Annotated in this window: 11 protein-coding genes and 1 riboswitch; all 11 genes read right to left on the bottom strand. The window is 35.5% G+C overall.

The features are described 5' to 3' along the window. Positions 1–47: 47 nt before the first annotated feature. The 11 genes from ABTV69_RS07350 to ABTV69_RS07300 all read right to left on the bottom strand — a co-directional run bounded on the left by ABTV69_RS07350 (position 48) and on the right by ABTV69_RS07300 (position 13,590). Positions 48–1,448, bottom strand: coding sequence for a pyridoxal phosphate-dependent decarboxylase family protein (locus ABTV69_RS07350; protein ID WP_433834985.1), 1,401 nt, complete (start codon positions 1,446–1,448; stop codon positions 48–50). An 80-nt stretch (positions 1,449–1,528) separates the two neighbouring features. Further along, the gene (locus ABTV69_RS07345) at positions 1,529–2,752 is read right to left on the bottom strand and encodes a dicarboxylate/amino acid:cation symporter (protein ID WP_433834983.1); all 1,224 of its coding nucleotides are present in this window, start codon (positions 2,750–2,752) and stop codon (positions 1,529–1,531) included. A gap of 107 nt (positions 2,753–2,859) precedes the next feature. Further along, on the bottom strand, positions 2,860–3,513 hold the full coding sequence (locus tag ABTV69_RS07340; RefSeq protein WP_433834981.1) for a class I SAM-dependent methyltransferase: 654 nt from the start codon (positions 3,511–3,513) through the stop codon (positions 2,860–2,862). Positions 3,514–3,794: 281 nt separating this feature from the next. Continuing rightward, entirely contained in the window at positions 3,795–4,751 is a 957-nt protein-coding gene (gene metF, locus ABTV69_RS07335; protein ID WP_338841432.1) for a methylenetetrahydrofolate reductase [NAD(P)H], read from the bottom strand. Positions 4,752–4,907: 156 nt separating this feature from the next. Further along, positions 4,908–7,583 carry a methionine synthase gene (gene metH, locus ABTV69_RS07330; protein WP_433834979.1) on the bottom strand — a complete coding sequence of 892 codons (2,676 nt, stop codon included), beginning with the start codon at positions 7,581–7,583 and terminating at the stop codon, positions 4,908–4,910. A gap of 111 nt (positions 7,584–7,694) precedes the next feature. After that, complete coding sequence (locus ABTV69_RS07325) at positions 7,695–8,222, bottom strand: hypothetical protein (protein ID WP_433834977.1); 528 nt, start codon at positions 8,220–8,222, stop codon at positions 7,695–7,697. A 143-nt stretch (positions 8,223–8,365) separates the two neighbouring features. After that, positions 8,366–8,971 carry a hypothetical protein gene (locus tag ABTV69_RS07320; RefSeq protein ID WP_433834975.1) on the bottom strand — a complete coding sequence of 202 codons (606 nt, stop codon included), beginning with the start codon at positions 8,969–8,971 and terminating at the stop codon, positions 8,366–8,368. Positions 8,972–8,998: 27 nt separating this feature from the next. Continuing rightward, complete coding sequence (locus tag ABTV69_RS07315) at positions 8,999–10,003, bottom strand: homocysteine S-methyltransferase family protein (protein WP_433834973.1); 1,005 nt, start codon at positions 10,001–10,003, stop codon at positions 8,999–9,001. Positions 10,004–10,319: 316 nt separating this feature from the next. Next, positions 10,320–10,437: riboswitch (SAM riboswitch) on the bottom strand. Between the two features lie 117 nt (positions 10,438–10,554). Further along, positions 10,555–11,364 (bottom strand): hypothetical protein, encoded by an 810-nt coding sequence (locus ABTV69_RS07310; RefSeq protein WP_433834971.1) that lies wholly within the window; start codon positions 11,362–11,364, stop codon positions 10,555–10,557. Between the two features lie 317 nt (positions 11,365–11,681). Next, positions 11,682–12,734, bottom strand: coding sequence for an NAD(P)/FAD-dependent oxidoreductase (locus ABTV69_RS07305; protein ID WP_026728546.1), 1,053 nt, complete (start codon positions 12,732–12,734; stop codon positions 11,682–11,684). Positions 12,735–13,008: 274 nt separating this feature from the next. Beyond that, positions 13,009–13,590, bottom strand: coding sequence for a precorrin-2 dehydrogenase/sirohydrochlorin ferrochelatase family protein (locus ABTV69_RS07300; RefSeq protein WP_433834968.1), 582 nt, complete (start codon positions 13,588–13,590; stop codon positions 13,009–13,011). Positions 13,591–13,655 lie beyond the last annotated feature (65 nt).

Raw genomic sequence — 13,655 nt, 5'->3', positions numbered from 1 at the left:
AGTCAAGAGCCTGTTCCTTCAAACAGGCTCTTCTACTTTTATAAAGTTTACAAATCAGAAAGTACTTCTCGCATTTCCTGAATTACAAGTTTAATATCATTTTCTGTAGTTCGCCAATTTACAAAAGAAGCTCTAATTCCTTTTTTATTTTGATAAACTGTCGGTGTCATGAATACTTTTCCAGTATCATTTAAAGTTGCTAAAAAATCGCTCACTCTTTCCTGATTATGTTCTCCCTTTAGCGTAAAGCAAACATTATTTAAACGGATTGGCGCTAAAAGCTCAAAATCGTTCTCTATTAAAGCGTTCCCAAAATGCAAAGCCAATGCGGCACTGCTCTCGATAATATCTCTAAATCCTTCTTTTCCATACGCTTTAAGCGAAAACCAAGCTGGAAGCGCACGCATACGACGAGAATTTTCAGGAAGCACATTTAAATAATTGAAATTCTCTAATGCATTTCCTAAATATGGAGCATTAGAATTCTGAAATGTTTCAATCTGCAAGTTGATATGCTCTTTTTTTGTTAAGAAGAAAGCACTTTCATAAGGCACATTCAGCCATTTATGACAGTCAATTGTGATACTGTCTGCACCCTCCCAACCTTTTACCAAATAATTGTATTTATCTGAAACCGCTGCAAAACCTCCAAAAGCGCCGTCAATATGCCACCAGAAATTGTATTTCTCTTTTAGCAATGCAATTGCTTCAAAATCATCAAAATCGGCTGTATTTACCGTTCCTGCACTCGAAATTAGAATGAAAGGTTTTCCGTTTAACTTCTTGATGTTTTCTTCTAAATCAGCAATATCAAGTGCTTCACGATTTCCTTCGACGGTTTTTACAGTGGTATAATTCTGGCTTCCAATTCCTAAAAGTGACAAGCATTTTACTGAAGAAGAGTGCGGTGTCGCCGTTAGAATATTAACTGTTTCTGAAATTCCATTTTTGGCAAAATCTTTTCCAAATTGTTTCCCGAACCATTGTCTTGCAACTCCAAGCGAAGTAAAATTTGACATGGTAGCGCCAGTAACAAATCCGCCTAAAAATGTATCTGGAAGATCTAAAAGTTGCAGCAATAAATTGATTGTTTCAAATTCTATTAATGCTGATGCCCCGCCTTGTGCTTTTATAGCCTGAGTATTTTGGTCGTAAACAGATGAGAGCCAATCGCCCACTATAGACGCTGGAGTAGAGCCCCCTGTTACAAATCCCCAATATCTTGGTCCAGATGACGAAACCATCAGCGGTGCCAATCTTTCGTTAAACTCTTTTAAAGCATCAAGAGAACCTAATCCTAATTCGTTTAAAGTCGTTTTTGGATCAATTGTATATGTGTTTGAAGTCGGAACGTTTTCGATATCATTCAGAAAATCAACCCCTTGTTGTTTTGTTTTTTCTAAAATATTTTCAAAATCGTTAAGGTCTTGCTGTAATATTGAATTCATAAGTTTGTTGTATTAGTTATGTTGCGCAGATTGCACAGATATAATTAGGTTTATAAAAAAATGTCTATTAAAAAAGTGTTCTACCACTTTGTTTTCTCCGAGAATCGAGATACCAACATCGAAGAAATCACATCGCCATTAGCGTTTAATAATGTAGCAATTGGATCCACTAAAGTTCCTAAAATCATCGCAACGGGCAACGCTTGTTCCATTGGAAAACCATAAACGGTAATGGCTAAAACTTCTCCAATATAACCGCCATTAGGGATACCGCCTTCGACTATAGAAACAATTACCGTAATTCCTAATGCCAAAAGAATCGTTGAAGGTTCTGTGAAATCCTTTCCAAACATGGCAAACAAAAAAGTAATTTTTAAAATGGAGGACATACTCGAACCGTCTTTATGCAAAGGCGCACCAAGTGGAATCACCAAATTTCGAACATGCACCGGAATTCCCATTTTTTGTGCCGCATCTAGATTTGCTGGAATGGTTGCGATGCTGCTGCAGGTTCCAACTGCAGTTAAAGATGGCGCAATATTATTGCTCCAAAAAACTTTGAAAGCTCGTTTCCCGCCCGCTATAAAAGCATATAAACTGAAAAATGTAAAGAAGTAAAAGATACAAGCGGCATAATAAACTGCCATTGGTTTTGCATAAACGCCAAATAACTGCGGCCCGAAAATACCAACTTGATAAGCAAAATAAGCTCCTAAACCTATTGGTGCAAATTTCATGATGATATTCAGCAATTGCTTCATGACTTCATTTCCTGAATCGAGAAAACTCTTGAAAGCATTTCCTTTTTCTCCAGATTGTAAAGTAGCAAAACCAATTAAAAATGAAAATATAATGAGCGCCAACATGCTTTTTCGAGATAATAATTCGGAAAAATCATTTACCGTAACCAATTGCGCAATCTGATCTCCAACAGATCCTGATTTAATTTCTTCGAAAGGGACTTTCGCAACAGCAATATCCTGATGAATTGGAAAAAGATAAACTGCAAAAATCATTACAATTGCTGAAATCAAAAGCGTACTTAGGAAAACCAAAATCATTATTCCGAATAGTTTACCAAGCTTTTCTTTTTGTTCCAAATTCGCAACCGATGAACCAATTGTAAAGAAGATTAACGGAATAATAGCTGTGAAAAGCAAATTCAGAAAGATATCTCCAATTGGCTTTATAACCAGCACTTTTTCTCCAAAAACTAATCCAAAAATACTCCCAACTATAATACCTCCAAGAAGTAGTAGTATACTGCTGTAACTTTGTAGAAAATTGATTTTTTTAATTTCCATAAATTTTTAGAGAGACTATAAGTTAGTATTTTTAGCCACAGATTTCACAGATTAACACAGATTAAAAACCATTTGGAATCGTATAATCTGTGGCAAAAAATTAATTCCTATTTTTCTAAAACAATTGTAGTAAAAGCTCTGTCAACCAATTCGCCAGTTTTGCTTTTTACTTTTTCAGTCTGCGTTTCGGTATAAACTATTTTAAAAGCTGTTTTTTCAATTAATTTCTGTGCTTTTTCGGTGCTGTAAAGCTCAAATTCAAATTGAGTAAAGGGTAATTTTTTCATGAAATCTTCTTCAGCAAAGGTCAAACAGAAATTCCCATTTGGTTTTAAAACTCTGTAGATTTCTGAAAGCAATTCTTCTGGCTTCTGCCAAAAATAAATGGTATTTACGGTGAATATTTTATCGAAAGATTCATCTTCAAAAGGAACTGCGTTTCCGTCATAAAGAGAAAAGAAAGCCTGTTTTTGAGAAACAAAATTTCTATTGATTTGGCGTGCTTCCTGAAACATCAATTCAGACATTTCGAGTCCGTAATATTTAAGGTTTTCTGCTTGTTCAAAAAGAAATTCCACATGACCAGCGTTTCCGTGACCTAATTCTAGAATTTTATTTGCTGCCGAAATATTTAAATTTTGAATGGAATGTTTGGTCATATTGATGTTCGTTTCGTTCATCATATTTCCCATTTCAATTCCTTTTTCTCCTGAAGGATGTTTTAATTGAGAGGCAATGGCTTGTAATTCTTCATTTTTCATGATAACAAGGTTTAAATTCCAAATTTAACAAAAATCCAAATTCCAATTTACAAACAAAACGTGAATAACTTTGTCAAAGTTTAAAACTTTGACAAAGATTTTAGTCTTCATCCTCCACAATCTTGTCATTTCGACGAAGGAGAAATCTTCGCACGTAGCTCCGTAAAGTTTTTCAATCTTTGTCGATTTAGCAACGGAGATTTCTCCTTCGTCGAAATGACAAAATGTGCCGACAACTTTGTCAAAGTTTTAAACTTTGACAAAATTCTATGCGTGTAAAATTAAAAAACCTGACTAGCAATCTGGCGGATATTCTCAGATTTACCCATTGAATAATAGTGTAAAAATGGAACTCCCGCTGCTTTTAATTCTAATGACTGCTGAATCGCCCACTCGATTCCGACTTGTTTGATATCAGCATTATTTTTGCATTTGTCTACCGCATCGATTAAATCTTCTGGTAAATCAATTCTGAAAATTTGTGGCAAAACTTGTAAATGTCTTTGAACGGCAATTGGCTTAATTCCAGGAATAATCGGAATTGTGATGCCCATTTCTCTTGCTTTTTCTACAAAGGCAAAATATTTTGAGTTATCAAAAAACATTTGGGTCACTACATAATCAGCTCCGGCATCTACTTTTTCTTTTAATCTTTTTAAATCTGATTGTAAAGAAGGAGATTCCAAGTGCTTTTCTGGATAACCAGCAACACCAATACAGAAATCGGCTTTGTTATCCGCATCGATTACTTCGTGCAGATATTGTCCGCAGTTTAGGTCTTTGATTTGTTTTACTAAATCAATTGCATAATGATTTCCTCCAGCTTTTGGCACGAAAGATTGTTCGTCTTTCATAGCGTCACCGCGAAGCGCCATTACGTTGTTGATTCCTAAATAATGACAGTCAACCAGCATGTATTCGGTTTCTTCTTTAGTAAAACCGCCGCAAAGCAAATGCGGTACTGTGTCCACATTGTATTTATGTTTTATAGAAGCGCAGATTCCAAGCGTTCCCGGACGCATACGAGTCAGTTTTTTATCCAAAAGTCCGTTACCGCGATCAATGTAAATATACTCTTCGCGAGAAGTCGTTACATCAATAAACGGCGGATTGAACTCCATTAACGGATCAATATTATCGTATAATTCCTGAATGCTTTTCCCCTTTTGAGGCGGAATAATTTCAAATGAGAATAATGTTTTTCCTTTGGCGTTTTCTATATGTTCTGTTACTTTCATTAGTAAGTCTTAAAGTTGTAAAGTCCAAAGTCGAAAGTCTTTCCTTTCGGACTTTTGACTTGGGGCTAATTAGTTTGCTATATTAGGATTCAACTTGTTATAAAGTCGAAAGTCTTTTCCTTTCGGACTTTCGACTTTCGACTTTATGACTAATTTTTAATCTGCTATATTAGGGTTTAACCATTTCATTGCGTAATCAAGCGGTACATTTCGACGTTTGGCGTAATCTGTAACTTGATCTTCTTTTATTTTTCCTAGACCGAAATATCTACTTTTTGGATTTCCGAAATAATATCCAGAAACCGAAGAAGCTGGCCACATCGCCATACTTTCTGTCAGCTTCACTCCTGTTTGTTTTTCAACATCCAAAAGCTTCCAAATTGTTGGTTTTTCCAAGTGATCTGGACAAGCTGGATATCCTGGCGCTGGACGAATTCCTTTATAATTTTCTTTAATCAACTCTTCATTTGTTAAAGATTCTTCAGAATCGTAACCCCAGAAATCTTTACGTACTCTTTCGTGAAGGTATTCGGCGAAAGCCTCAGCAAAACGATCTGCAAGCGCTTTAACCATAATTGAATTATAATCGTCTAAATTCTTTTCATATTCTGCAGCCCATTCATCAACACCAAAACCAGTGGTTACACAGAAAGCTCCCATGTAATCTTCAATTCCGCTTTCTTTTGGCAGAATAAAATCGGCTAAAGCGATATTGGGCGCGCCTTTCGTTTTTTGTGACTGCTGACGAAGCGTTAAGAATTTCTCCAAAACTTTTCCGTTTTCATCACGCAATTCGATATCGTCGTCATTTACCTGATTCGCAGGGAAAATTCCGTAAATACCTTTTGCCTGAAGTTTTTTCTCTTCTAAAATTACTTTCAGCATTGCCTGAGCATCATTGAAAACAGAAGTTGCTTGTTCTCCCACAACCTCATCAGTTAAAATTGCAGGATATTTTCCATACAATTCCCAAGTTTGGAAGAATGGCGTCCAATCGATATACGGAACCAAAACATCCAATTCAACTTCGATCGTTTGTGCACCAATTACTTTTGGTTTCACCGGAGTATATTCGCTCCAATCCAATGGTAATTTGTTTTTACGCGCATCTTCAATCGTTAAGAAATTTTTATCTCTCGAACGATTTAAGAACGTTTCTCTAAAAGAATCGTATTCTGCACGAATATCTGCTGCGTATATTTTTCGGTTATGATCTAACAGATTTCCTGCAACAGTAACGGCTCTCGAAGCATCGTTTACGTGAATTACAGTTTCTCTGTATTGAGGCGCAATTTTCACGGCGGTATGCGCGCGCGAAGTTGTTGCCCCACCAATCATAATCGGGATTTTAATATCTTGTTTGTCTAATTCTTTGGCTAAATACACCATTTCGTCAAGCGAAGGCGTGATCAGTCCGCTTAATCCGATAATGTCTACTTCATGTTCGATTGCCGCTGCAATAATTTTCTCCGGAGGAACCATTACACCTAAATCCACAATCTCATAATTATTACAAGCTAAAACAACAGAAACGATGTTTTTTCCAATATCGTGAACGTCACCTTTTACAGTCGCCATCAGGATTTTTCCATTTCCTTGTTTGTCGCCCGCTTGTTTACTTGCTTCGATAAAAGGCAATAAATAAGCCACCGCTTTTTTCATTACACGAGCCGATTTAACAACCTGAGGCAAGAACATTTTTCCGCTTCCGAATAAATCTCCAACGACATTCATTCCGGCCATTAAATTGATCTCGATAACTTCAATTGGTTTTGTTGCTGCCAAACGTGCTTCCTCAACATCTTCTTCAATAAAAGCATCGATTCCTTTTACCAACGAGTGCGTAATACGATCCTGAACCGATCCTAAACGCCATTCCTGAATCGCTTTTTCGTCGCTTTTTACTTCGCCTTTTACATTTTCTGCAAAATCTAAAAGTCTCTCCGTAGCATCGTCGCGTCTGTCTAGAATTACGTCTTCAACATGTTCTAATAAATCTTTCGGAATATCATCGTAAATTGTCAACATCTCCGGATTCACGATTCCCATCGTCATTCCTTCTTTAATGGCGTGGTATAAAAACACCGAGTGCATCGCTTCACGAACAACGTCATTTCCTCTAAAAGAGAACGAAACGTTACTTACACCACCGCTGATATGTGCGTGTGGCAAGTTTTCGCGAACCCATTTTGTTCCTCTAAAAAAGTCCAGTGCATTCAGACGGTGTTCTTCCATTCCTGTTGCCACTGGGAAAATATTCAAATCGAAGATGATATCTTGTGGAGGGAAACCTACTTTGTTCACCAAAATATCATACGAACGCGCACAAATTTCCACACGACGATCGTAATTATCCGCCTGACCTACTTCGTCAAAAGCCATAACAATAGCCGCCGCCCCATAACGTTTGATTAATTTAGCGTGGTGAATAAAGGCTTCTTCTCCTTCTTTTAACGAAATAGAGTTTACAACACTTTTTCCTTGTACTACTTTCAGACCCGCTTCGATAATTTCCCATTTCGAACTGTCGATCATAATCGGCACTCTCGAAATATCTGGTTCTGCAGCAATCAAGTTTAGGAATTTAGTCATAGCAGTTACACCATCCAACATTCCTTCATCCATATTGATATCGATGATTTGCGCTCCTCCTTCTACCTGCTGTCTTGCAATATCAAGTGCCTCGTCATACTTCTCTTCCTTGATTAATCGAAGGAATTTTCGCGAACCCGTTACATTCGTACGCTCCCCAACGTTTACAAAAACGCTTTCTGGCGTAATAATCAAAGGTTCTAATCCTGATAATACAAGGTCTCTTCTTTTTTCAGTCATTTTCTTTAAAGTTGCTAAGCTTCTGAGAGGCTTAGGTTCTAAGTTTTTTTTATTCTTATTTCTTTCCTGCAAGGTTTTCAAAACCTTGTAGGTATTAAACTCACATTAATATCAGGGAGCAATTTCATTTAATGATTGCAGAAACTCTTTTATATTGTTTTTTGCAGAAACTTCATTAGCCAATCGCAGCCTTTTTACCCCAATGAGAGCATCTGATGTTCTAGCACTTCCTGATTGTTTAATATTCTTACTAAACATTAATTTGTTTTGGTAATACAGCTTATATTCTATTGCTGTTTTAACTGTAAAAGTCGCACCAAAAAAAGGTTGATCAACAGAAACCAAATTAATTTCTAAAACCCAATCATCATCATTTGTTATAGAAGTTATTTTCGAGAATACTTCAGATTCGACAACTGATTTTTTAAACGCTTCCTCAAAATTTTCATTAGAAATTTTCGACGTCCATAATGGATTTGTTTTTTTTCCTCCTGTTACAGATTTAATGAAAATTTTATCTCCTACTTTTTTTTCAGTTTTATAATCTTTAACTGTCATTCCTTCAATAGTTGCACCCGAAGCACAACTAGTAAAAAAAATCGAAACAAAAACTATTAAACCTAAATATTTTAACTTCATACTTTATTATAATCTTATTTTGGGTGCGATTCGCCGCAGCGAACCGGTCTATCCATCACAAGTCCTCAATCAATTCCGTTTCACTGCCTTGGTCTGCGGGCTTTTCACTTCTATCCCTCACGCAAACTCGGTTTCATAAGAAATTATCTTCTCATTGCAATATTTTGATGAACCCATTTTGCCTCATCTTGAGCAGAAATTTCACTTTCTTTTGGTGTCAATCTACTAAAAGTAGATCCTGCAAAATCATAAGGTTGGCTATCGTCAAAATATGGCCCTACTACTCCAAACATCCATCCAGTTTTTGACGCCCAATGTGGTTCATTAGTTAAAAATTTAAATACATAATAAAACACATTGTTTCCATCAAAATCTATTCTGACTTTTTCTTCTAGTTCAATTTTGTCTGGACAAGAATCTAATTCAGTAGGAAATTCAAGCCAATTTGCTAAATGGCTTTCCGCTCCTTTTTCAATTGTATAATAAATTTCTGGAAACAATTCTGTTTTATTAAATTCCTTCAACAATTGATAGGTAGATTCTCTTGTTAATATATTAGAAGCAAAAGGCAAAACTTCTTCTTCCTTTAATTCTATTTTCTTCCTTAATTTTTCATATATAGGTTCAACTCTTTCAAGTCTAATTTTATTTAGTTTATTATTTTGAATTTTAACAACAATATATCTGTATATAGCAAAAAGTAATAATGAGATAACAATTACGCCAATTACGATAAAAACTACTTTCATTAAAATTCTTTTAAAACTTAAATATAATTATTCCAAAACCGGCGCCACTCTAGGCTTATAATCCTTCGCAACTTCTGCCATTAATCGAATATGATCTGGAGTTGTTCCGCAACAACCACCGATGATATTGATTAAATTATCCTCTAAATATTCTTTGATGAATGCCTGAGTCTGCTCTGGTGTTTCATCGTACTGTCCGAAAGCATTTGGCAATCCAGCATTTGGATGCGCTGAAACATTAAAACTTGTGTTGTGCGCTAATGTTTTTAAATAAGGTTTCAACAAATCGGCTCCTAAAGCGCAATTGAAACCAACACTCAATAACGGAATATGCGAAACTGAAATCAGGAATGCTTCAACTGTCTGTCCGGAAAGTGTTCTTCCTGAAGCATCGGTAATTGTTCCTGAAACCATGATTGGAATATCGATATTGCGTTCTTCTTTTACTTCTTCGATTGCGAAAAGTGCTGCTTTTGCGTTTAATGTATCGAAAATTGTTTCTACTAAAAGCAAATCGCAACCGCCGTCCATTAAAGCTTCGACTTGCTCTTTGTATGCAATTCTTAAATCGTCGAAAGTTACGGCTCTGTAACCTGGATCGTTTACGTCTGGTGACATACTTGCGGTACGGTTTGTTGGTCCGATTGAACCGGCTACAAAACGTGGTTTTTCTGGATTTTTTGCTGTGAATTCATCTGCAACTTCTCTCGCGAGTTTAGCCGATTCGTAGTTAAGTTCGTAAACCAGATCTTCCATGAAATAATCGGCCATACCGATTGTAGTTCCGGAGAACGTATTCGTTTCTACGATATCAGCACCTGCCTCGTAATACGCAGCGTGAACCTCACGAATTGCCTGTGGCTGTGTTAAAGATAATAAATCGTTATTTCCTTTTAAAGGATGCGGGAAATCTTTGAAACGCTCGCCACGGAAATCTTCTTCTGAGAAGTTGTAGCGCTGTAACATGGTTCCCATTGCTCCATCAAGGATTAGGATATTTTTCTTTATTGCTTCTTGAATTGTAATCGACATATTTTTTTCTTTTAGATTCTAAGACACTAAGGTTCTAAGATGCTAAGTTTTTTAATTCTAATTAATTCCAAAAGTGCACTATTGCTGGCTCATTAGCCCCGATTACTTCACTTAATTTCTATTTTTCATAGGAGTTCAGTGAACTCCGTTTGAAGTGGAAATCCTTTTGTCCGCCGCGGCGGATAAAAGATTGCAACGAAAAGCGGGAACTATTGACTGCAAAAATGCGCCAATGATTCGCTCCTTACCAAAATTGCTTTTAGTAAATTATTTGTATGTTGTCTGGAAAAGTTTTGAGAAATACGAGAATGTATTTGTGTTATCTATCTTAAATACCGTGTGTTTACGGTAAAAAGTAGAATTTAGCACCTTCTTTATAGTAAAGGGTTGCTAAGGTTTCATCGGGTCTATCCCTCCGCCTTTCGTGATAACGAACAATAAATTTTAAGAACAGTGCAAAGGTATGAAATGACAATACGATTTGCAAATGTTTTTTTAAAGTTGCTAAGATTCTAAGATACTGAGTTTCTAAGCTTTTTCTTTTTTGTGTTTTATCTATAATATGTTATTTCGAAATTTTGAACCTGACTCAAATAGAAATAATTTGTAATCAATTTTTCTAAAATAGTAATTTTCTCCTGAAGTGCTTCTTCTCGCTCGTTTGCTCTTTTTATATTGCTTTTAAGATCTTGTTGATAATCGCCATTCTGGCTTTCTTCATCTTTTACATATTGAATTATAGTTTTAATATACAATTCCTTCTGTTTTCTAAAATCGTAATCCTTTTCAAAATATTCTTTTCTTGTCGCTAATTGATAAATAGAATACTCTACACAAGCATTTAACCTTTTATGTTGATGCCCAAAATAAGTCCCTCCATAACTTAAGCCTTGATAAAGTCCATTGATAGCTCTATATAATTGGATCAAAGTCTCTCTTTCTTTTTTAAATTTTTCCTCTCCGTTTTTTTGTTTAAGATAATACGCATACAACAAACAAAACTCATCTTCTCCTGCTTCGCTACTAAAAGTTATACTCTCCTCTTTTCCATTTTGATCAATATAATTTTCCCACAATTTAATTGAACTGGCTTGTTTTGGATCTGATGGAAATTTAGCTTTTAATACTGGAAAAAGTTTTTCAATTTTATTTAACTCATTTTTTGAAAATAGCAAAGAATCATATTCTTCTGCATAAATAAGCACCTTTTCTTTTTCAAGTTTGGGATCATCGTAAAGACGTGGCAAACATTCTGTTTTATTGTCTTCCGTTTGCTTTATTTTTAGAGATTCTGACTTCTTTTTATCACAACTAGATAAGAAAATTAACGAAGACAGTATTAAAAGTAATGAGTTTTTCATTTATGTATTTAGTTGATTTAATTCAATAAAGATATAGAATTACTCATTTCATTTTTAGAATTTAACTCAACCTAAGCTCCAGTGGAGCGATATGTTTATAGAAAACAATAACCACACCAACAAAGCTCCAGCGGAGCGGCATATATTTCGCTCCGCTGGAGCTCTTTTAAAAACGTATAATTTCTTTTCTATAAATATTTTATCCCTCTGGGATTTCCCTTGATGAATAAAAAAAGCCCAAACTTTTAAAAGTTTGGGCTTTACAATATTTAAAAATCTTAGCAACTTAGAACCTCAGTATCTTAGCATCTTTAAGATTAAACAATCGCTTTAACAACTGCCTTAGGAGCTTCTTTACGAGTTCCGTCGAAACCATCTACTCCAGATACCGTTGTATATTTCAATACGTATTTTTTACCTGGGTTGATGATTGAATAAGCAGCCTGGCACATTAAAGTTGCTTCGTGGAAACCACAAAGAATCAATTTTAATTTTCCAGGGTAAGTATTGATATCTCCAATGGCGAAGATTCCAGGAATATTGGTCTGGTAATCTAATGCATTGTTTACTTTAATGGCATTTTTCTCGATTTCTAATCCCCAGTCTCCAATTGGACCTAATTTTGGTGTCAATCCGAAAAGTGGAATGAAATAGTCGCAATCAATTTTGCGGTGTGCTCCGTTTTCTTCGATATCTAAGGATTCTACGTGCTCAGCACCATTGATTCCGATAACTTCTGCTGGAGTGATTAATTTGATTTTTCCAGCTGATTTTAATTCCTGTACTTTTTCTACAGAATCTAAAGCGCCTCTAAATTCATTTCTACGGTGAACTAAAGTTACTTCTGAAGCTACGTTTGCCAAGAAAATTGACCAGTCTAATGCTGAATCTCCTCCTCCTGCAATAACAACTCTTTTATCTCTGAATTTCTCAGGATTTTTAATAAAGTATTTTACTCCTTTATCTTCATAAAACTCGATATCTTCGATAAGTGGTTTACGAGGCTCAAAACTTCCTAAACCTCCCGCGATTGCGATAACTGGCGCGTGGAATTTAGTTCCTTTATTAGACGTTACGATGAAACTTCCGTCTTCTTGTTTATCGATTGTTTCTGCACGCTCTCCTAAAGTAAAACCTGGCTCAAATTGTTTAATTTGCTCCATTAGTCCATCTACAAGATCTCCGGCTAAAACTTCTGGGAATCCAGGAATATCATAAATTGGCTTCTTAGGATATAATTCTGAAAGCTGTCCTCCTGGCTGTGGCAAAGCGTCTAAGATGTGACATTTCAATTTTAATAATCCTGCCTCGAAAACGGCAAATAAACCCGTTGGTCCTGCTCCAATTATAAGTATATCTGTTTTAATCATTATGTTGTTGTTTATAATCATTCTTAATAACGCAAAGAAACGAATAAATCCTTGTACTTTCAATGATTTTTATCATTAATTTCTTTCCGAAACTTTTTTACTCTCTATTTTTTAATGCAATTTACCTTTCTGAATCATCGAATTAAAACGCGACATCATTCAATTCTATCTGTACATAGGGTTGAAACCCAACGCTACAATATGATTCGTTCCTTCGGCATCATCGGGCTAAAACCCGGCGCTACAAAATCTATTGTTCCTTCGGAACTTTTTGTTATTCTTTATTTTTTAATGAAGAGGTGATTTCATTCATCCTTTTCACTTTTTCTTCAAAATTGCCTTTTAGCGTTTTTCGGTATTCGTTCAGATTTTCAACCATTTGATTGATATCTTCCGGAATTACTTCTTCAAAAAACTCCCGAAGCCTTTTGGCTGTTGTTGGCGATTTTCCGTTCGTCGAAATGGCAATTTTCACATTTCCTTTCGTTACGATTCCGCCCAAATAATAATCACATAAATCTGGCGTATCGGCGATATTGCAAATCAAATAGCGTTTTCTTGCTAAATCGTACACTCTTTTATTAACTTCAAGATTATCTGTACAAGCAATTACCATATGGCGCTTTTTGAGCATTTTCTTTTTAAACTTCGATTTTGTCAATTTTATCGAAGGATGATTTTCTGCTAAAACCTGAATTTCTAAATGAAAATTCGGTGCCACTACCTCAACATTTGCATTCGGACTTGATTTCAACAAGAAAGAAAGCTTTTCCAGACCTACATTTCCTCCGCCTACAATTAGTACCTTTAAATTGTGAAGCTTTAGAAATATTGGATATAATTCGTTTTGTTCCATTTTACCAATATGTAGTTCCTAACGGAACATTTTTTTTACAACATTTTTTTTTTTCTACCGATATT

Origin of the sequence: Flavobacterium anhuiense, assembly GCF_050990855.1 — a bacterium.
Classification (GTDB): Bacteria; Bacteroidota; Bacteroidia; order Flavobacteriales; family Flavobacteriaceae; genus Flavobacterium; species Flavobacterium anhuiense_C.
The sequence above is the reverse complement of the archived record's forward strand: the minus strand, read 5'-3'. Positions and strand labels throughout refer to the sequence as shown.